Below are 19,528 nucleotides of genomic sequence, written 5' to 3'. Positions count from 1 at the left end.
CCGCCATAGTGTCCCGCATGGAATGGACACCATGGCTGCGTCGCTGGAGCGAGGAGTGGATCAGCACGAGCGAGCCGGGCGAGCTCGACCCGGCCGTGCTGCGTGACCGGTGGCTGGGGTTCGCACCGGCCACCGAGGAGCAGGTCGCGGCGGCTGAGGCCCGGCTCGGTGCGCGGCTGCCTCCGTCCTATCGGGAATTCCTCCTCACCACCAACGGCTGGCGTGACGCCGGCGGTTTCGTGTGGCGGATGCGGGACACCGAGAACGTCGGCTGGCTGCGTGACCTCGATCCGGACTGGGAGGTCTGGGACGAGGGCATCGAGGAGGAGGAGAACCCCGATCCCGAGCAGGGCAACCGGTTCACTCGCGGGCTGCTGCTGTTCCTGGAGGCCGACGCCGGCATTCTGTTCCTCGACCCCGGAGATGTCGACGAAGCCGGTGAGTGGGCGGCCTACCACTTGTTCTCGTGGCAGGCCGCGCCGCCGGTCCGGTTCGGCTCGTTCTGGGAGTTGATGGAGGCCCTCTACGCCGAGTTCCACATGCTCCACCAGCCCGAGGGGGAAACGCGGGACTTCTGGGACGCCCAGGTCGAGCAAGCCAGGCTGGACGCGCTCGCCGGCTCTGTCGACGAGGCCGCCGCGGTGCTGGCGCGTGCCGAGGACTTCGGGCGGAGCCGGGCGACCATGCTGCGCGCCCAGATTCTGCTGCTCCTCGGCCGGGAGGACGAGGCCAAGGAGCTGCTCGGACAGTTGCTGAACCCGTCCTTCACGCCCGACGACTTCCTCACGGACCCGTTGTTCACCGAGGAGTTCGTGCCCTACCTGTTCGACGACGACGCCCGCACCAACCGGCCCGCTCACCTGTCCACGCTCGCGGCCGCGACGATCGGCGAACGCCCGGAAATCATGCGGATGATCGCCGAGCACCGGCCGCGGTTCCAGGCGCGGGTGCCGGAAATGACCTACGGCAACCCGGAATTCGACGAGCCGGTTCGCCGCGCCCGAGCCGCGCACGCGGACGACGGCGACGCGCTGTGGGCGGCGATCCGGGACGCCATGTCCTCGTGGCGGCCCCGCACCACCGACCACATCGCTCCGGTGGCCCTGCTCGCCGACCCTGTCGTGAAGGCCGCGATCACTCCGGAACGGGGCCGTGAACTGCTGACGGCGCCGAGAGGACGTCCCTGACCGGGCCCAGGCTCACTGCCCCGCGGGCTGGAACAACTCGACCGGATTCCCGGACGGGTCGTCCAGCACGATCTGCTTGCCACCGGGGCCGGAGACGATGTCGCTGCGGAACCGCATTCCCGCCTCCCGAAGCCGAGCCACCTCCGCGTCGATGTCCTCGACGATCAGGTGGATCCGGTTCCACCCGCCGGGGCCGGGTTTGGTGCCGTCGGGCATCGGACGGCCGGCGGAACTGGCCGGGCCGCTCAACAGCAACCGCAGATGGCCCCGCGTCACGTCGGCGAACGCGGGGGCCGCGCTGGTACGCACGGTGAACCCGAAGTACCTGGTGTAGAAGTCGATCGAAGCCTCGACATCGGTCACCAGGTACCGCACGTTCACCATGTCCGACAGGTCAATGGTCATCTCGGTTCACCCCGTTCTCGTTCGTGGCAGCGCCGCCCGATGCGGCCATGCCGGGCAACAGGTAGCGGATCCGGCCGTCCAGCTCCGCGGCCGTCCGGCGGAACGCCGGCCAGGTCGCGGCGTCGATGTCGCCTTCCCGCGCCGGGTCGGGAATGCTCCAATGCACCAGATCGGGGCCGCCGGGGAACTCCGGGCAGACTTCCCGGACCCGGTCGCACAAACTGATCACCAGGTGGAACCGGCGCCGCCGCACGGTGTCCAGATGCGCGGGCTCGTGGACGAGCGTGATGCCGTACTCGGCCATCGCGCGCACCGCGTTGGGGTGCAACGGTTTCGGATGACTGCCCACGCTGGCGACCTCCACCGTGCCGCCGGTCCGGTGCCGGAGCAGCGCCTCGGCCATCGGCGAGCGTCCGCTGTTCCCGGTGCACAGGAACAGCACCCGGGACCTGCCCGGCATCGGCACGACGGGCTCGGGCGGTCCGGCCCGCAGACCGGGGTGCAGGGCCACACCGGCCTCCGCCCACGCCAGGGCGCACCGGTCCAGCTCCAGGTGGTAGTAGGTGTCCCGGCCGTCGAAACTGCTGCGCCGGGCCGTCACCAGCTCCGCCGCGCGCAACCTCCGCAGGTGATAGGAGACCAGGCTCTGCGGCTGGCCCACGACATCGACCAGTTCACGCACGCGGCGATCACTGTGCGCCAGTTCGCGCAACAACCGCCAGCGCACCGGATCGCCCGCGAGCCGGACGAACGACGGCGGCGAATCGGGTACGGCAGTGGACGGCACGAGCCGATGATACATCAATCTGGATTGATGTATATCGCTATTCGCGGTCCAGGGCCGTGGCCAGCGGACCCATTCCGGCGGTGAGCGCCGCGGGCATGCTCTGGTAGCTGCTCAATGGGGCGGTGACGAGCATGACGACGATGTAGGGCGCGCCGGTGCCGATCGTGCCGGTGGTGTTGTAGTAGGCGTCGTTCCCGCTGCTGCCCCATCCCTGCTTGACCGCCCAGACGTGGTGCGGCAGCCCGTCGGGAATGCCGAAGTACTGATCACTGCCGTCGGCGGCCGTTCGCGGGGTGACGGCCATCGCCTGGTACAAGAAGTCGCGGTCGGACCGCGGAATACTGTTGCTCAGGTACCGGTAGACGGTGACCATGTCCCGCGCGGTGACGCGGGTGTCGCCCCATTCCCCAGGGTCGTCCGGCGGTTCGGTCGCGGTCAGGCCCATCAGCGCGGCGGTCCGCGTGATGATCTCCGGGCCGCCGTCGGTGCCCCACAGGTCGTCGGCGACGGCGTCGTCACTGTCGGAGATCATCCTCGTCAACTGGTCGCGGGTGTCCTGGTCGGGCAGTGTCCAGGCGTTGCGGCGCAGCGCGTCCACCGCGATGAAGATCTTGGCCACCGACATCGCGGCGAACTGCTGGTCCGCGTTCACGCTGCTCACCACCTGACCGGCCTGCTGATCGAAGACCTCGACGCCCGCCTGCGCGCCGCCGACGTGGTCCTGCACGGCTTCCCGCATCTGTTCGGCCAGCCCCGACGGCAGTTGCGGCCGGGCGCTCGAAGTCGTCGTGACGCTGGGCGAACCGGTAGCCACGGCGTCGGACGGCGTGGCCGGTTCCGTCGTCGCCCGGGCGCCGACCCGCTCGACCGCGGCCTGGTTGCCGGGCGCCTCGGCGTAGGTGTTCACGGTCACCATCGCGCCGATGGCTCCGACCAGTGCCGCGACGAAGACGGCCGTCGTCGGGGCTCTCACGACGCGACCGCCCGGTGGCGCCGAGGCGAAGCGGCACTGACCGGATTCCGGCGTGAACGCGGCATGACCCACTCCCTGCCTCGCGAGACCTGTGAACAAAGGGAACGTACGGTCGCCGGCTGGGGAAGTCCTGTCAGTCGCGTGAAAAGCCGCTGAGAAGCACGGGACTTCCCGTTACGGTTCTGTGTCGGTCAACGGTCGCCGGACGCGTGAGTCCGTCATCGTCCACCACGATCGTCTCCGGCCCATCAGTCGTGGACCACGAAAAGGCCGGTGACGTCGAGCGTCACCGGCCTTTTCCCGGGTGGATCACCGCTTGTTGGTGTGGCTCATGAAATCCTGGGTGAGGTCACGCAGCAGTGATCCCACCAGCGTCGCCACCCCGTACGGGGCGGTGTGCGCCTGACCGTCGACGGGGCCGGGCACGGGATAGACCTTGTCCTCGCCGATGATGGGCACCCCGGGGCAGGTCGCGTTCCCCGGGCGCGAATTGTTCAGCAGGAAGACGTTGACCATGCCGTCCACGCACGGGTTTCCACTGATCGCGTACTGGCCGTGGAAGCCCGAGTCGTCGACCGAAACGAGGCTGACCCCGGGCGCCGCCTGGACCGCGGCCTTGGCCTGGTCGTAGCCGGTCTGCGGATCGAACTCACCCTGGACCACCAGGACGTTGCCGGCCACCCGCGCGGGCAGGTCCGGCAGCGTGTGGGTCGGCGCGTCGGACCAGAACGCGCACGGCTCGGAGAGCCCGTAAGCCCAGCCGAACAACGGATACTCGGGGCCTTGCCGGTCGCTGAGTGAGCGGTACCACGCGGCGGACCGGGTGGGCTGGTCACCGCAGGCCACGGCGTACCGCGTCTCTCCCTTCGGGGTGTAGTCCGAGGTCGCCGCCACGACGGCCTGCTGGGGTGTCAGTTTCGACGCCGCGACACCGGCGGTCCCGCGCGCCTGGGCGTCGAGTGCCGCGGTGACCTCGGGCGACACGGCGGTCGGCAGCGGAATGCCGGACTCCTTCGACGCTCCCACGAGGAACACCAGTCCCCCGAGCAGCCACCTGATCTTGCTGCCCATGCCGACGAAAACCTGATCGAAATTGTCCGGGGCCGTACCGTTGGCCGCGTAGTACCGGCGGACCTTCTCGTAGGTCGCCTTGGCTTCGGGGAGGGTCTTGCCGACCAGGGCGGGGTACTGGCGGACCAGCCACGGCAGGAACATCTTCTCGAACTGGCCCTGATCGATGACCGGGAAGTCCTCGAAATCGGCCTGAAGCCTGCCCTGCCAGTTCACACTGGAGTCCAGCACGACCTTGCCCGCCTGGTCCGGGAAGAGGGACGTGTACTTGGCGCCCAGCCAGGTCCCGTAGGAATAGCCGAGGTAGTTCAGTTTCGGCTCGCCCAGGAGCCGCCGGATCAGCTCCATGTCGTGCGCGGTCTGCCAGGTCGTCAGATACGGGGCGAGCGCGTCGCTCTGGCAGGCCTCGGCCACCGCACGAGGTGCCTTCTGGTGTTCGGCGATGCTCTTCGCCGAGCGATCACGGGCGTCGAGATCGTTGCCCTGCGGCAGACGGCTCGACGGGACCTGGCACGCCACCGGCTGCAGTGCGGGATCCTTCGCGCCTTCTTGCCCGGTGCCACGCGGGTCCATGCCGACGATGTCGTACTGCTGATTCAGCGCGGGCTCCAGGCCGGCGAGCTCTGAGGCGAAGCCGGTGCCTTGGCCGCCCGGCCCGCCGGGATTGACAAAAATCATCCCCTTGTGTTCACCGGTCGCGGCCACCCGGTTGATCGAAACCTTCAGATCGTGCCCGGACGAGGGCGCGGTCCAGTCCCGGGGCACGGTGATCACCGCGCACTGCGCGGCCTTGGCCCCGTCCGTCAGCTTGTAGGGACAGCTGGTCCAGTCCACTCGCTGGTTCTGGTAACCGGCGAACGGGTCGGCCTCGGCCGCCGCGACGCCGGGCACGCCGGACAGCGCGAGCGCGCACGCGGTCGCGGCGAGCGCGGGTTTCTTCCATCGGGATCGGCGCACTGTCGTCCTTTCCGTGAACTTTTCGTGCGCCGATGTTCCGTGCGATCGCCGGCCCCGCACATCGGCCGGAAGAACGAAATGAGCGTTCCAGTGTCGTTCCCGCGGAGGAGCCGGTCGGCCGAAAGTACGGTTTCCGATTGTTCTCGTTTGCCCGCTGTCCCGGCCCGGGTAACAACGGCTCATGATTACCGAAACCGGCACCCCTTCCCGTCCTACCACCATTACCGCGTCCTTCTTCGGCTACCTCCTGTCCACGCTCGCGTCGGTGATCGCCGGAGTGATCCTCCTGGGTTCCCGGCAGCAACTGGTGGACGCCCTGCGCAAGGCCAACGACACCAACACCGGCAACCGGTTGACCGAGGACCAGATCCAGCACGCCGCGTCCCTGGGGCAGACCACCGCCATCGTCGTGGTCGTGCTGTTCGCGTTGGTCTATCTCCTGCTGGCGTTCCGCCTGCGGGCGGGCCGCAACTGGGCCAGGATCGTGCTGACCGTCTTCGTCGCCTTCCAGGTGATCTCCTTGGTGACACTGCAAGGAACTTCGGCCGTCAGCTACATCAGCACCGGCATCTCGGTCATCGCGACGGTTCTGGCCTACCTGCCGGATTCGAACGCCTACCTCCGAGGTGTTAAGCGGGCCCAGTGACGAGGGCACCGAAGGCAACGGCATCCTCATCACCGTGACCACGGTTCGCGACCCCGCACCGCCGAATCGGCGGGGGATTCTCGTGGCCGAGGTCGCGGTGCTCGTTCTGGTCGGCCTGGCCGACGCCGTGCTGGTGTTCAGGATGAAGCACAGCACGGGACTCGTGCCGGGACTGCTGGGTCCACTGGTGCCCTCGGCGGGCGAGGGCACCGCGGTGCTGGCGGTCCTCCGGCGCCGCTTCCCCGACCGGGTCTTCGTCCTCGGGTCGGCTGTCGCGGCGCTGTCCCTGGCCAGTACCGGGGCCAGCGCCGCGATCGCCATCGCGCACCAGGGATCCTGGGCCTATCCGGGCGCCACCGAGGTGGTGGCGATGGCCTTGCTGACCGGTGCCGCGACCCGTCGCCTGCCCGCCCGCCACGCGGCGGGTGTCGCACTGGCCGGCGTCGTCGCGATGGTGGCGACACCCGTGGTGCGGTACGGCATCGGCTCGCCCGTCGCCCTGCTCGCCGTCCCGGCCGCGCTGCTGTGGGGAGCCGCCGTCGCCGTCGGACTGATCCTGCGCGACGCCGACCGGCGGCACCTGAGCGAACTGGCCGATGTCCGGGCAGGCGAACGCCTGCAACTGGCCAGGGAACTGCACGACCTGATCGCGCACCACGTCAGCGGCATCGTGGTCCGGGCACAGGCCGCCAAGGCGATCGCGGAGAACCCGTCGGCCACGGCGCAGGACCCGGTAATGGTCTATACCGAGATCGAGCAGGCGGGCACCGAGGCGCTCACCGCCACCCGGCGGTTGGTCGGGATGTTGCGCGCGAGCGAACCCGTGGCGGTGATGCCCGGTTCCGGGGTCGGCGACGCCGTCCGCGCCGCCGTCGACGATCACGGCGCGCTCGAACCCGCGCTGGACATCGACATCGCCGACGAACTGGACGGACCCGCGGCTCCCCCGGAACTGGTGATCACGGTGCACCGCCTCGTTCTGGAAGCGCTTACCAATGTGCGCAGACACGCTCCCAACGCGACACGGGTCACGCTGGGCGCCACCGTGGACACCTGTGATCTCGTCCTGGACATCCACAACGACGGCGCCGGAGCGCGGCCGGGAAACCGCGCTGGATCGGGCTACGGCCTGGTGGGGATGGCCGAGCGGGTGGCCGCGCTGGGCGGAACCCTGCGCGCCGGCCCGGAACGCGGCCGCTCCTGGCGGCTGACCGCGCGACTTCCGTTGGAACGCACCGGTATGCTCACCGAGCGTCCGAAGGGAACCCGTTGAGCATCCGCGTCCTCATCGCCGACGACCAGACCTTGGTCCGTACCGGCTTCCGGCTCATTCTCGACGCGGAACCCGACATCGAGGTGGTCGGCGAGGCCGCGGACGGCGAGTCCGCCGTGCGCCTGGCCCGGAAGCTCCGGCCGGACGTGACGCTGATGGACATCCGGATGCCGAAGATCGACGGCATCCGGGCGACCGCGTTGCTGGCCGGAGACGGCGTGCCCGACCCGTTGCGGGTGGTCGTCGTGACCATCTACGACCTGGACGACAACGTCTTCTCCGCACTGCGTGCCGGGGCGTGCGGGTTCCTGCTCAAGGACGCGGGACCCCGGCTGCTCGTGGAGGCGGTTCACGCCGCCGCGGACGGTGAGTCGATGGTCTCGCCGTCGGTCACCACGCGGCTGCTGGCGCACTTCACGGCCCGGAGCCGCCGGCAGGCCGCCGAGCCCACGCCGGCCTTGACCGCCCGCGAAATCGATGTCGTGCTCGCCGTCGCCAAGGGTCGCACCAACGCCGAAGTGGCCAAGGAACTGACCGTCTCACTGTCCACAGTGAAGACCCACCTCTCCAGTGTCCAGACCAAACTCGGCGCCAGAAACCGCACCGAGATCGCGATCTGGGCGTGGGAAAAAGGACTCGTCACCTGACCCGCACCACGAGCGTGCGCGCCACGATGTCCCCGAGCCGCTGGTGCCGCGGCGTCACCGCGATGATGACCGCGCCCAGCAGGCCGAAACACTGACCGTCGACGCAATTGAGCAACCAGCGCAGCAGATAGTCGCGGAGCCTCGGCGACTCGCCGTCGATTTTGACGATCCGCAGTCCGAGCCAGCGCATGGCCAGGGTCGCCCCGCCGCGCTTGTGCGGCAACCACACTTCGTTGAGCAGGGTGCAACCGAGCCCGGCCACAATTGCCACGGCCACCGGCACGTACAGCACTTGCCGCGGCCATCCCGCTCCGAGCGCCTTCAGCGCGAGGAACAGACCACCTACCAGCAAGAGCAGCACGGCGATCATCAGCAGCAGGAAATCAAGGGCATACTGGGCATAACGGCGAAGGACGACAGCGGTCGTGGGCACGTCATCGACGGACACAACGGATATCATTCCAAGGATCGCCCGGGTCCGCTCGGCGGTGCGCGTGTGCCGGCCGGCCGTTCGGGTGCCCGCTCAGGCGTCCAACCGCCGAGTCGCAGCCAGCAGCAGCGCACCGAAGTTTTCGTAGCGATCATCATCAGGGCTGCTGCCGTCGCCGGTGAACCACTCGTACGCGGCCCACTCACCATCCTGGCCTGCCTCGGCGGGATACAGCAGCCAGCACACGCCGGGACCACCGTCGTCTCGTGCGATCAACAAGCTCCGCTCGAACATATCGGCATACTCGTCCGTGGCGTCGCTCCAGGCATCCACGAGGACGGGATCGCGTTCGGAAAGCCACCCGATCTCCTCCACGTTGAGCAGATCGACATGGTCGACATAGCCAAAGCCGTTACTGGCCAGCAGGAAGTTCCGGTACGTCGGCGGCAGTCGAACGCCGAGCCGGTCTTCAGCGGCCACGACAGCGTCCTCGCTCGCCGGCTCGTAGCCGATCCACCCCTCACGTTGGAGGTGACTCCGGACGTAATTTCCGGCCCCGTTCTTCTCGATCACACGCAACAATTTCGAGTTGTCCAGGAACTTCGCACTGTAGTCACGCAGGAACGTGCGCCACTCGGTAATGGTAAAGGACTGAAGGTCCACGTTTGAGTCCCTTTCGCGAGAGCATGCTCGGCCCGACATGTTCTTTGCCGGACGAGCCACAGTATCTTGTCCCGCAGGGACTCCGCGGCCAGGTCAGGCATAGCCGGATTCCAGAGAGGCGTCCGCCGGAGGTCCTTCGCCGACGAGCACGCGTTCGAAAAGGGCGATGTACTGCAACAACGACCGCGTCCCGAGATAGCCGCCCCGCACGCGCCGGTACGCCTCCTCCCCCATCGACGCCGCATACCCGGGATCGTCGAGCAGGCCGCGTACGGCCTCGCCGTACCCGGCCGGATCCCGCGGACGGACCAGCCTCCCCGACCGGCCGTCGACGATCTGGTCCTGGATCCCGCCGATCCGGCTGGCCACCACCGGCCGCCGTTTCCACATCGCCTCGGCCACGGTGAGCCCGAAGCCTTCGGCGATCGACTTCTGCACCACCACCTGAGCGCGGCGCTGCAGCGCGTTGACGATCGCGGCGTTCTCCTCGAAGTCCGCCATCGGAAGCGTCGCGAGGTGGAGGCGTTCGCGGTCCCGGGAAGGCAGCGAGGCGAAGCGCGCACTCGCCTCTTCGAGCACCCCTTTGCCCTCGGGATCGTCGGCGACCGACTCGACGGAGGGGCCGGCGTAGACGAGGTGCGCGGTGGAGCGGGGAAGCACGTAGCGCACGAACCCGTCGATCACCCCGAGCGGGTCCTTGAGCCGGTCCCAGCGCGAAACCTGCAGCACCACCGTGTCGTCCGGCCGGAGGCGCCGCCATTCGTCCACCTCGGCGTGCCGTTCCACCCGCCCCGGTGAGCCGTCCATGCGCACGAACGAAGGGTCACCGGCCGCGACGGCCTCCTGCAGACCGGCGGCCGCGAGAATGCCGGCGACCTGGGAGCCGGACAGTTCCTGGTTCTTCGGGGAAAAGGCGTCGATCGACGGCGCGATGAGCACGGTCTTACCGGGATCGAGGTCTTCCCAGACGTACTGCTCACGCGAGAAGACATAGGCGTCGGCCTGGCGGAGATAATCCCTCAAGAAATTCCGCGCGGTGCTCATCAGCGAATTCGAACCGTCGGCACCGACGTGGCACCGCCAGACCACGGGCACGCCGCGTCGCTTGAGCGCCGGGATCATGCCCACGGTCTGCGGATCGTGGAGCAGGACGATGTCGCCGGGAGCGACCCGGCTCGCCAGTTCCTCGCCCGCGGCGTGCGTCACCGATTCGTAGCGTTCACGCGCCGCTTGGTCGAGGGGCAGGCCGTCACCCTCTTCGCCGTGCAACTGGTTGTGAATACGTTTGGTGACCCTGAAGAAGGGCTCGTCACCCTCGATGACCTCCCACCGGCCGTCGATGCCCGCTCCCCGGGCGTAGGCGAGCAGGGAGACCAGCATTTCGGCCACGCCCCCGCCGCGCGAGGTCGAATTGATGTTCCACATCGCGTGGCCACCGAGAAGATCGCGGGCCCGCGCGAAACGCTCGGTGAGACGGCGGTAGGCCGCTGGGCCGATCAGCGGCTCGAACCGGTCCGGCGGCACCGCCGCTATCGGGACCGAACTCAACAACGCCACAGTGTGCACGATAGGCGATTTCCACCGGTTTCGTTACGGTGTCGTCCGTTGCCGTCCCGTGCTGTCCGGTGACGGTCGCGGGTGGCACCGGAGGGGACCCCGCGTGAAAAGCACAAAGCATTGACCACTAGCGGCTCAGTTTTCCCCGGCTCCCCGTTCGAGTGAATTCACCGGCATTCGAGTGACCAGGCACGATGGCGCGAAACGGTTGATCGCCCGGCCACGATCCTGAAACGCAGCAGGGCACAAAGGAGTGTTCCTGCCCGATCCGGAACTGGAGGGAACGGCTTTCCGCGCTGAATTTCGCGCGGTCAGGAACATATCCCGTGATCAATCTCCATCCATGATGGGAGAGTTCGTTCATGCATGCCGAAAATCGTTTGACACCATCCCGGAAAAGGTGGTTCTTCGTCCTGTTGGCGGGATTGCTCGCGACCTTGTCGATGGCCCTGCCGACGGCCACGGCGAACGCGGCCCCGGGTTCGAGCATCGAAGTCTCCGTCGGCTACGCGGACAATCTCCGGGCGAATCCGGACCACTTCCCCACGCCGTGGGACGGGGCACCCGGTGTCGTCTTCGCGGGCTGTCACGCGAACTGCACGTTCGACGCCGGCGCGGTGCGCTTCGTGAACAACGCACCGGTCGCGGTGACCGTCGACTCGGTCAAGGTCAAACTGAGCACCTGCACCTTCGACATGTGGCCGCACGGCACGGTGCTGCAACCGGGCCAGCAGCTCATCATCACCCAGACCGCCAGTGGCGCGGCGGACGGGTGCACCGGCGACCAAGGTTTCTTCGACACGTCCGACATCGGGCCGAACGGCGCCGGATGGTCGGGCCATTGCGACAATTCCGGCGTCATCCCGGAAATCGACGCTTCGATCGACGGGGTGCCGAACGTGTTCACCGACTCCGGCCAGGTGCTGAACACGGGCGGCATCGATCTCGCGTCGTGCCCCAGCGGCTCCAACGAATCCGAACAGTGGACCGACATCGGCAGCGTGCCGTGCCCCGGTTCCACGCTGACCCTGGCGCCGCCGACGCAGACGGCGGACATCGGTTCGCAGGCGACCGTGAAGGCGACCTTCGCGAATTCGTGCGGTCAGGGCATTCAGGGCGCGCCGATCACCTTCGCGGTCGGTTCCGGGCCCAACGCGGGCACCACCGGGACGGCGACCACGGACAGCGACGGGGTGGCCAGTTTCTCCTACGGTGGGTCGTCCACCGGCACGGACACCGTCGGGGCGTCCACCAGCAACCCGGCCGGGACGATCAGTTCGAACACGGTCACCGTGGTCTGGCAGCAACGGCAGGCACAGCTGACCATCACCGGCGGGGCGACGACCAGTGATTTCAACGACCCGGCCACGGTCGCCGCGGTACTGACCGACAGCCGGGGACCGGTGGCGGGAGCGCCCGTCGTGTTCACGCTCAACGGCGCGGAAACCTGCACGGGCACGACCAACGCGAGCGGGGTGGCGTCGTGTTCGCTGACGCCGGGCGAACCGGCGGGCACCTACCCGCTGGTGGCGAGTTTCGCGGGTAACGCCACCGACCTCGGCTCCTCCGCGACGGCCGACTTCGTGGTCACCCGTGAGGAAACCACCCTCACCTACACCGGGTCCACGAAGGCCGCGAACGGCCAGCCGTACACGGCCTCCGGTGTGCTGCGGGAGGACGGTGTCACCCCGATCGCCGGCCGGACGGTGACCTTCACGCTGGGTTCGGGCGGTTCCGCCCAGTCCTGTGCCGGGACGACGGATGCCACCGGCCAGGCTTCCTGCACGATCGCGACGGTGAACCAGCCGGCCGGGGCCACTTCCCAGCCGGTGACCGCGGTCTTCGCGGGCGACGCGTTCTACCAGCCCGCGTCGGCGAGCGGCACGGTGAATTTCCTGTACCTGACCGGCCGGGCGTTCGGCCTGGAGTCGAGTGGCCTGGTGGGGATTTCGCCGACGCCGGACACCGGCCAGGTGGCCACCTCGGGTGCCGGCACCGTCGCCCCGCCGTGCGTGGCGACGCTGTCGGGTCTGATCAGCGCGCACACCTTGTGCGCCAAGGTGGTGACCACGGTCGACCCGGGTACCTCCACGGCCACCGCGTCGGTGCAGGACGCGACCATCGGTGTGCTCGGGCTGCCGGTGATCCGGGTCGGGCTGGTGCAGTCGTCGTCCGCGACGTCCTGCTCCGGTTCCACCGGTGACACCAGCGTCGCCTCGATCACGGTCGGCGGGATCCCGGTGAACGTCAACGTGCACCCGGGCCCCAACACCACGGTGAACATCCTGGGCATCACGCTCGTCCTCAACGAGCAGAAGCCCGTACCGGGTGCCGACCACGGGCTGACCGTGAACGCGGTGCACATCAAGGCCGCCGGCCTGCTCGATGTGGTCATCGCGTCCGCGACCAGCGACATCCACAACTGCTGATCGCACGCTCTGAACCGGAGCAAGGAGTGTTTGCTCGGCCGGAGGCGGCAACATTGCCGCCTCCGGAACGAGTTGTCCGCCGGAGGCCGCCGCACGCGGCCGGACACGCTTTTCGTCCGGCCGCCGATCGATACGGATGATCCGTAGTAAACACTCCTTGCTCCCAAACGAGCAGTTCGGCGCGTAACGGCGGGGACGCGCTGGGCGATGGAGCGCATGACTGCGAGGCTTAGGGGTCGGTAGATGGCGGGTTCGTTGGATCGCGTGGCGCGCAAGGCCGCCGCGCTGGCGCCGGCGGGTTTGGTGCAGTTGGCCGTGCGAGTGCGCGAGGTGGTGGCGCCTCAGCCGTGGCCGTGGGACGAGGCCGCCGTCCGCCTGCACCGGATGGAAAAGCGCGGACGTGGCGCCCTGCCCTACCCTCCGTACCTGTACGGCCTGGTCACCGCGGCCCGCACCGCGCGAGCCATCGGCGCGGACGAGTTCACCGCGCTGGAATTCGGGGTGGCCGGCGGCAACGGACTGTGCGCCCTGGAGGACTACGCCGAGGACATCCGGCGGTGGTACGGCGTCGGTATCCGGGTGGTCGGTCTCGACTCCGGTGCCGGGCTGCTGCCGGCGACCGATCCGCGCGACTGCGCGCACGCCCTGCACTCGGGCGCGTTCGCGATGAACGAGCAGGCGCTGCGAGCCCGGCTGCGGCACGCCGATCTGGTGATCGGCGACGTGCGCGACACCAGTGGTCCGTTGATGGGCCGCATCGACTCCGGTGACCTGCCGCCGCTGGGCTTCGTCTCCCACGACCTCGACGTCTACACCGGCACGCTCGCCGCGCTGGAGGCCATGGCGGCCCTCGGCCCCGAACGAGCGTTGCCCCGGGTCCCCATGTATTTCGACGATCTCACCGGTTACCCCTACACCACCGAAACAGGCGAGCGCGCCGCGATCGACGCCTTCAACGCCAAGCACGAGACCCGCCGCATCGGTCAGGTGGAAAACCTCGAGAAAACCCTCGGCGGCAGCTCACGCTTCGCCACCTGGCCTCGGCACATCTTCGTCATGCACACCTTCGATCACCCGCGTTACAACGAACCCGAGGCCATCGAACTGCCCGACCTCAGCCTCCGCACCGATCCCCGCGATCCCAGCTGACCGGTCTCGGCGAAGGTTCGTTCCGCTTAACCGAATTTCCGCTTTGAAACAAAGGATCTGCCCCGGCGAACAGGGAAAAGTGGCAAAGCGGGCAAAGCGCGGGGGCTTCACATCGCTCCTTTTTCGTTTCGGTATCGTCGGTCGCCAGACCAGACCAAACGATCAAGGAGTCGGTACATCGTGCGCAAGGTATCGATCGTCGGCTTGGCGGCCGCGGTCCTGACCGGAGTCGTCTTCGCCGCTTCGACGCTGATGTCGGATTCCGGCTCGGCCGGCGCGGTCGCCAAGGGAGCGGACGCCGGCCAAGGCCAGTTTCCCTACTCGGTGAAGCTCACCATGACCGGCATCCCGAGGACGGACGGCACCACCTACGACAGCAGTTGCTCCGCGGGGCTGGTCAACCCGCGCTACATCGTCACCGCGGGCCACTGTTTCCATGACGCGGCCCGCAATCCGGTCAGCGGCCCGCCGCAGTACAAGTCCACCAAGGCGACGATCGGCGTGGTCGACCTCACCACCGGCGGCGGGACGACCGTCGATGTGGTGGACGTCCAGCAGTCGCCGAAGAACGACATCGCCGTGGCCAAGCTGAGCAGGCCCGTGACCGCCAGCAAGTACCTCCACATCGGCCAGGCGAAGCCCACCGTCGGCCAGCAGCTCGTGATCGCGGGCTGGGGTGACACGGACGCGAACGGCACGGCGTCCCCCAAGCTGCAGTGGGGCAAGTTCCAGGTCAGTGCCGTCCAGTCCACCGAGCTCAACGCGCACGGCGTGTGGCCGGAGGCCGACACCAGCGCGTGCCCCCACGACTCCGGCGCTCCCTACTTCTCGCTGCCCGAGACGGGTGACGCCACGCTGGTCGCGGTCGAACACGACGGGCCCGACTGCCCCCACACCACCGACGAGACCATCGAACGGGTCGACGTCGCCGCGGACTGGATCAACAAGCAGATCGCCAAGTAGAACGGTCCACAAAGGACTCCCGAGGCCCACCGGCCTCGGGAGTCCTTTGTTGTCCACCGGTTTCCGCCACAGCGTGGCCGGTCATCCGTGTGGCGGGATGAACGTCCCCAGGCTGCGTGCCGAGATCACCACCATCAGCATTCCGTACTTCCCGATCGTAAAAGGGTAGCCGAAAGGTGGTGAAAGGTGACTCACCACGGCATAGGTCGAATTCGCGTAGCTCAGCGCGGTGACCAATGCCTCGGTCCGCCGTCCGGCGTCCAGGAGAGCTTCTTCGCCGAAACCTCCGGCATATTCGGAATTGGCGTAGAACTCCGGCTGGGCGTACAGGAGATGGTTTGCCAGCGACGTGGCGAGCCGTCCTTCGACGGCGAACCAGGGCTGCTCGTAGGCCTTCGTGGGCGATGACCAGTCCGGCAGATCCTGCTGAGGAACATTGGCTACCGTCTCGGCCATCCGGTAGCCGGTTACCACGGTCGTGACGCTGCCACTGGCGTTCGTGGCGGTCGCCGGAGCGTCGAGGACCGCGGTTCCGTTCGGCAATATGTCCGTGATCGTCGCGCCGAGAGGAACACCGGGAGACCCGCTGGAAATGGAGGATTTCACATCCGTGGGAAGAAATGATCCGGTCAGCCGGTTGGAGCCGGCCACCATCCCGACCGGGGACACCGTGCGACCCGGGTTCGTGTAGTCCCACCAGGTGTGGATGAAGCCCTGGATCTCATCCGCGAAGCGCTCGGCGAGCCGGCTGATGTCGGGATGACCCGGGATGATCTGACGCGGTCCGAAAAGGTACGCGGCCGCACGAAGACCCGTGTAGACCTCGGTGCAGTCCTCCAGGAGAGTGGAGTTGTAGAGTCCGTTCGGCAGCGCGAGGAACTGGGAATCGGTCTGCCGTGTGGTCACCAGGGCCATCAGGGCCGCCACCGCACCATGTTCGAAGTTCCTGATCCGTTCATAATCCCGCGTCGACTGGAAACCCTGATACAAGGCCAGGAGGAACAAGGCGGCATAGGCATCGGTCGAGTCCTGCTGTTGCGGAGCCCGCACGACCCATTGCCCGGCCGGTCCGTAGGTCAGGATGTTGTAGATCTGCGGAATGGTCACCGCACTTGTCGTGCCGGACAACTGAACCTGGGTGGTGGAGAGGTACGCCCCGATCGTCACCGTCCCGCTCAAGCCGGCTCCGGCGATCGGGCTACCGACATCGGACGGGGTGAACTGCGCCTGCGCCGGTGAGGTGAGCACTCCGGTCGAATTGATGGTGCCGTCCCGGAACTGACGGTTTGCCCAGACGTAGTCGTGGGTGTAGCCGTTCCCGTCCATGTCGGCCTGGAATGCCTCCATCGCGTTCCAGGCCGTCTCCGTGTAGTCCTTCACATTGAGCAGGTGGCCCGCCCGGAACATGCCGATGATGCCGTAGTAGGCGTCATAGGGCCGGATGTTCAACGGCGGTGTGTCGGTCGGCTGCCACGAAAGCATGCCGTGGAAACGGAGTTGGCCCGTGCTGACGACGCCGGTCGACTGGATCTGCTTCGCCAAGGTGTCGAGCGGCCCCGAAGGCGTAAGATCCAAAATCTGGTTGGCCATGGTGGTGGTCCTCCTCAGGCGCGCGGCGCCACGACCGTGCCGGTCACGTCGGCGCTGATCGCCACGACCAACTGGCCTGCCTTGTCCACCGTGAACGGGTAGCCGTAGGACGCCGCCTTCACCGTGTTGAACGTCGAGTTGGCGTAGCTGACCGCGTCGACCAGCGCCTCGGTGGGACGGCCCGCCATCTGCAGCGTCCACTCGCCGGCGCCTCCGCCGTATCCGGTGTCGGAATAGAAGTTGGGCTGCGTCGCCAGGAAGTGATTCACCTGCGAGGTCGCCAGCCGGCGCTCGATGACTCCCCACATGGTCGGCCAGAGTTGCGCGTAGGCGTTGTTGAGGTTCACCCAGTCCGGCGTCGTCTGCTGCGGAACGTTGTCGATGTTCTGGGTCGTGCGGAAGCCGGGCACGACCGTGGTGACGGTGGAGGCCGCGTTGGTGGCCGTGGCCGGCCGGTCCAGCACCGCCGTACCGCCCGAGAGGACAGCGGTGATGCTGGCACCGAGAGGCACTCCCAGAGTGCCGGTCGATATCGCCGCGCCGACATCGGTCGCCACGAAGGCTCCCGTGAGCTGGCTGGATCCCGACACCATCCCGACCCCGGAAAGCGTGCGGCCGGGATTCGTGTAATCCCACAGGGTCCGGATGAATCCTTCGAGCCGGTCCGCGTAGCGCTGGGCGAGTTGACTCGCGTCCGAAAAACCGGGAATGATCTGCCGCGGGCCGAGCAGGTAGGCCGCGGCGCGGCAGCCCGCGCACGCCTCAGCCTGATCCTGCAGCGTCGCGGTGTTGGTCAGGCCCGCCGTGTTCGTCAGTCCGTCCGGAAGGACCACGAACATGCTGTTCGGCTGCTTCGTGGTCGTGAGGGCCGTCAGCGCACCGATGACGCCTGGGGTGAAGCTCTGCACACGGGCGAAGTCACGGGTGGACTGCCACCCGGCGTAGAGCGCGTTGAGGAACATGCCCGCGTTGGCGGGAACGGAGTCGGTGGAAAGAAGGTTCTGGGCCCGGGTCACCCACTGACCGGTCGTGCTGAAGGACAGGATGTCGTAGATCTGGGGCGTCGTGACGACACTCGTGGTTCCGGTGAGTTGCACCTGAGTCGGGGAGAGGTAGGACGAGATCGTGACCGTGCCGGTCAGCCCGGTACCGATGATCTGGCTCCCCACGTCCGCCGGCGTGAACTGCGCCTGCGTCGGCGAGGTGAGCACCTTCGTCGCGCTGATCGTGCCGTCCTTGAACTGACGGTTCGCCCACACGTAGTCGTGCGTATAACCGTTGGCGTCCATGTCCACCATCAGCGCGTCGAGGGCATTCCACGCGGTCACCGTGAAATCAGGGATGTTGAGAAGATATCCGGCCCGGAATGCGCCGATTATTCCGTAGTAGGCGTTGTACGGCCGGATGTTGAGGGGAGGGTTGTCGGTCGGCTGCAATGAGAGCATTCCGCGGAATCGGAGCTGACCGGTATTGACCACGGCTTTCTGGATCTGGTTCGCCACCAGGTTGAGCGGACCGGACGGAGTCAGATCGAGAATCTGGTTGGCCATGATTTTTCCTCGCAGTCCCGGGAGGAAATGGCAGTCGGCCAATTCGGCTTCGTGTCCGCCCGTGACCCGAGTTTCCTGCGAACAGTCCTCGCTTACTAGGGCTGATCGGGGCCACTCCGGGGGCCTAACGGGTGACTCGGGAATTCGCTTCGGTATTGCCTGGCGTACAACTACGAAGCGATGAAGGCGCGGGTCTTTTCCGGGTCGTAGATCCATTCCTCGAACAACGGCGGGTGGTTGAATCCGTTGGCGAAGGCCTTGGCCACCTTTTCGTTCGTCTGGCCCGCGCCGAGGGCCTCCTGCACGTGCGGAGGCGGCGGCGCCAGCAGCGCGGTGGTGATCTTGACGACGTACTGAGCGTACTCCCAGAACCGTTCGAAGGTGGCCTCCATCCACTCCGGATCGAAGGGCTTCTCACCGCGTTCCAGGATGCTGTTCAAATAGGATTCGGCGCATTTGGCGGCGCTGTTGGAGCCCTGACCGGTGACGGGGTCGTTGATGACGACGACGTCGGCCATGCCGAGTACGTAGGCGCCGGAGGGCAGGCGGCCGACGGGTTTGCGCACCGTGGGCGTCACGGCGCCGGAGAGGACGCCGCGGGAGTCGGTCAGTTCGGCGTTGCGGCAACGCTCGTATTCCCACGGAAGGTACTGCTGAAAGAGTTCCAGTTGACGTCGCAACTGTTCATCGGCCGCCGGCCGGTCGCCGAAGATGTCGAAGGGGCCGCCGGGAATCGCGGAGAGGTAGAGGATGTCGCAGGCGCCGGACTTGGTGTAGCCCGGGATATTGATCAGCTCACCCACGCCGGGCACCATGTTCATCCAGACATCGGGACCCGGCCGCTCCGGGCGGAATTCGACACCGTGCACGTAGGTCGCCGCGACCGTCCGCTGCGGGGTCGAGTGCACCGACCGCTCCGTGTCGCGGTCGAAGAGCTGGGCGATTTCGCCTTTGCCCGCGGCGACGATCACCAGGTCGTACAGTGCCGCGAGGCCATTGAGATCGGCCGTGGTCGCACCGTGGATGACGACCTTGCCACCGCGTTCTTCGAACAACTCCAGCCAGACCGCCATCTTGACCCGCTGGTCGACCGACTGCGCCGGACCACCGTCCCAGTCGCCGATCCAGTTCAACGCCCGGCTGCCGTCCGGCCCGGCGAGTGACATTCCCTGCCCACGGATCGCGGGCGCCACCTGGTCGAAGAAGTTGAGGCCGTGGTTGCGTTCGAGGGTGAGGGCGTTGTGGAACATG

Annotated in this window: 17 protein-coding genes; 7 read left to right on the top strand and 10 right to left on the bottom strand. The window is 67.6% G+C overall.

What is annotated here, in order from left to right:
* Positions 1 to 17: 17 nt before the first annotated feature.
* Complete coding sequence (locus ACFSXZ_RS31435; protein WP_378269127.1) at positions 18 to 1,187, top strand: SMI1/KNR4 family protein; 1,170 nt, start codon at positions 18 to 20, stop codon at positions 1,185 to 1,187.
* Positions 1,188 to 1,199: 12 nt separating this feature from the next.
* On the opposite strand, the gene ACFSXZ_RS31430 is transcribed toward ACFSXZ_RS31435, so the two are convergent.
* From ACFSXZ_RS31430 to ACFSXZ_RS31415, 4 genes are all read right to left on the bottom strand, one after another.
* Positions 1,200 to 1,592, bottom strand: a complete 393-nt coding sequence (locus ACFSXZ_RS31430) for a VOC family protein (RefSeq protein WP_378269125.1) — start codon at positions 1,590 to 1,592, stop codon at positions 1,200 to 1,202.
* Entirely contained in the window at positions 1,582 to 2,379 is a 798-nt protein-coding gene (locus ACFSXZ_RS31425) for an arsenate reductase/protein-tyrosine-phosphatase family protein (RefSeq protein ID WP_378269124.1), read from the bottom strand. Before ACFSXZ_RS31425 ends, ACFSXZ_RS31430 begins: the two co-directional genes overlap by 11 nt.
* Positions 2,380 to 2,416: 37 nt before the next feature.
* Positions 2,417 to 3,352 carry a hypothetical protein gene (locus tag ACFSXZ_RS31420; RefSeq protein ID WP_378269123.1) on the bottom strand — a complete coding sequence of 312 codons (936 nt, stop codon included), beginning with the start codon at positions 3,350 to 3,352 and terminating at the stop codon, positions 2,417 to 2,419.
* A gap of 309 nt (positions 3,353 to 3,661) precedes the next feature.
* Complete coding sequence (locus tag ACFSXZ_RS31415; RefSeq protein ID WP_378269121.1) at positions 3,662 to 5,380, bottom strand: alpha/beta hydrolase; 1,719 nt, start codon at positions 5,378 to 5,380, stop codon at positions 3,662 to 3,664.
* A gap of 181 nt (positions 5,381 to 5,561) precedes the next feature.
* Here ACFSXZ_RS31415 and ACFSXZ_RS31410 point away from each other — a divergent pair, with 181 nt between their 5' ends.
* From ACFSXZ_RS31410 to ACFSXZ_RS31400, 3 genes are read left to right on the top strand one after another with little or no spacing between them, the layout of a single operon-like run.
* Positions 5,562 to 6,026 (top strand): hypothetical protein, encoded by a 465-nt coding sequence (locus ACFSXZ_RS31410; RefSeq protein ID WP_378269120.1) that lies wholly within the window; start codon positions 5,562 to 5,564, stop codon positions 6,024 to 6,026.
* A 34-nt stretch (positions 6,027 to 6,060) separates the two neighbouring features.
* Positions 6,061 to 7,299, top strand: coding sequence for a sensor histidine kinase (locus ACFSXZ_RS31405; RefSeq protein WP_378269119.1), 1,239 nt, complete (start codon positions 6,061 to 6,063; stop codon positions 7,297 to 7,299).
* Positions 7,296 to 7,946, top strand: a complete 651-nt coding sequence (locus ACFSXZ_RS31400) for a response regulator (protein WP_378269118.1) — start codon at positions 7,296 to 7,298, stop codon at positions 7,944 to 7,946. The genes ACFSXZ_RS31405 and ACFSXZ_RS31400 overlap by 4 nt, the downstream gene beginning before the upstream one ends.
* On the opposite strand, the gene ACFSXZ_RS31395 is transcribed toward ACFSXZ_RS31400, so the two are convergent.
* The 3 genes from ACFSXZ_RS31395 to ACFSXZ_RS31385 all read right to left on the bottom strand — a co-directional run bounded on the left by ACFSXZ_RS31395 (position 7,939) and on the right by ACFSXZ_RS31385 (position 10,596).
* Entirely contained in the window at positions 7,939 to 8,394 is a 456-nt protein-coding gene (locus tag ACFSXZ_RS31395; RefSeq protein ID WP_378269116.1) for an RDD family protein, read from the bottom strand. The genes ACFSXZ_RS31400 and ACFSXZ_RS31395 overlap by 8 nt on opposite strands.
* Positions 8,395 to 8,469: 75 nt before the next feature.
* Positions 8,470 to 9,039 carry an SMI1/KNR4 family protein gene (locus ACFSXZ_RS31390; RefSeq protein ID WP_378269115.1) on the bottom strand — a complete coding sequence of 190 codons (570 nt, stop codon included), beginning with the start codon at positions 9,037 to 9,039 and terminating at the stop codon, positions 8,470 to 8,472.
* A gap of 93 nt (positions 9,040 to 9,132) precedes the next feature.
* On the bottom strand, positions 9,133 to 10,596 hold the full coding sequence (locus tag ACFSXZ_RS31385) for a glycosyltransferase (protein ID WP_378269114.1): 1,464 nt from the start codon (positions 10,594 to 10,596) through the stop codon (positions 9,133 to 9,135).
* A 416-nt stretch (positions 10,597 to 11,012) separates the two neighbouring features.
* On the opposite strand from ACFSXZ_RS31385, the gene ACFSXZ_RS31380 reads away from it, so the two are divergent.
* From ACFSXZ_RS31380 to ACFSXZ_RS31370, 3 genes are all read left to right on the top strand, one after another.
* Complete coding sequence (locus ACFSXZ_RS31380) at positions 11,013 to 13,025, top strand: choice-of-anchor P family protein (protein ID WP_378269113.1); 2,013 nt, start codon at positions 11,013 to 11,015, stop codon at positions 13,023 to 13,025.
* Between the two features lie 243 nt (positions 13,026 to 13,268).
* On the top strand, positions 13,269 to 14,174 hold the full coding sequence (locus ACFSXZ_RS31375; protein WP_378269111.1) for a hypothetical protein: 906 nt from the start codon (positions 13,269 to 13,271) through the stop codon (positions 14,172 to 14,174).
* Between the two features lie 180 nt (positions 14,175 to 14,354).
* On the top strand, positions 14,355 to 15,137 hold the full coding sequence (locus ACFSXZ_RS31370; RefSeq protein ID WP_378269109.1) for a S1 family peptidase: 783 nt from the start codon (positions 14,355 to 14,357) through the stop codon (positions 15,135 to 15,137).
* A gap of 81 nt (positions 15,138 to 15,218) precedes the next feature.
* Here ACFSXZ_RS31370 and ACFSXZ_RS31365 read toward each other — a convergent pair whose 3' ends face one another.
* The 3 genes from ACFSXZ_RS31365 to ACFSXZ_RS31355 all read right to left on the bottom strand — a co-directional run.
* A complete protein-coding gene (locus tag ACFSXZ_RS31365; RefSeq protein WP_378269108.1) occupies positions 15,219 to 16,727 on the bottom strand; it encodes a hypothetical protein in 1,509 nt (502 codons plus the stop codon).
* A gap of 14 nt (positions 16,728 to 16,741) precedes the next feature.
* Positions 16,742 to 18,277, bottom strand: coding sequence for a hypothetical protein (locus tag ACFSXZ_RS31360; protein WP_378269107.1), 1,536 nt, complete (start codon positions 18,275 to 18,277; stop codon positions 16,742 to 16,744).
* Positions 18,278 to 18,447: 170 nt separating this feature from the next.
* On the bottom strand, positions 18,448 to 19,528 hold a 1,081-nt coding region (locus ACFSXZ_RS31355), incomplete at its 5' end, for a styrene monooxygenase/indole monooxygenase family protein (RefSeq protein ID WP_378269106.1).

Origin of the sequence: Amycolatopsis pigmentata (assembly GCF_042684065.1) — a bacterium.
GTDB lineage: Bacteria > Actinomycetota > Actinomycetes > Mycobacteriales > Pseudonocardiaceae > Amycolatopsis_E > Amycolatopsis_E pigmentata.
This window is presented reverse-complemented; position numbering and strand designations above follow the sequence as displayed.

Coding starts and splice junctions, on each gene's coding strand:
- ACFSXZ_RS31360 (WP_378269107.1), bottom strand. CDS start 18,277: ATGGCCAACCAGATTCTCGATCTGACTCCGTCCGGTCCGCTCAACCTG.
- ACFSXZ_RS31365 (WP_378269108.1), bottom strand. CDS start 16,727: ATGGCCAACCAGATTTTGGATCTTACGCCTTCGGGGCCGCTCGACACC.
- ACFSXZ_RS31435 (WP_378269127.1), top strand. CDS start 18: ATGGAATGGACACCATGGCTGCGTCGCTGGAGCGAGGAGTGGATCAGC.
- ACFSXZ_RS31430 (WP_378269125.1), bottom strand. CDS start 1,592: ATGACCATTGACCTGTCGGACATGGTGAACGTGCGGTACCTGGTGACC.
- ACFSXZ_RS31375 (WP_378269111.1), top strand. CDS start 13,269: ATGGCGGGTTCGTTGGATCGCGTGGCGCGCAAGGCCGCCGCGCTGGCG.
- ACFSXZ_RS31410 (WP_378269120.1), top strand. CDS start 5,562: ATGATTACCGAAACCGGCACCCCTTCCCGTCCTACCACCATTACCGCG.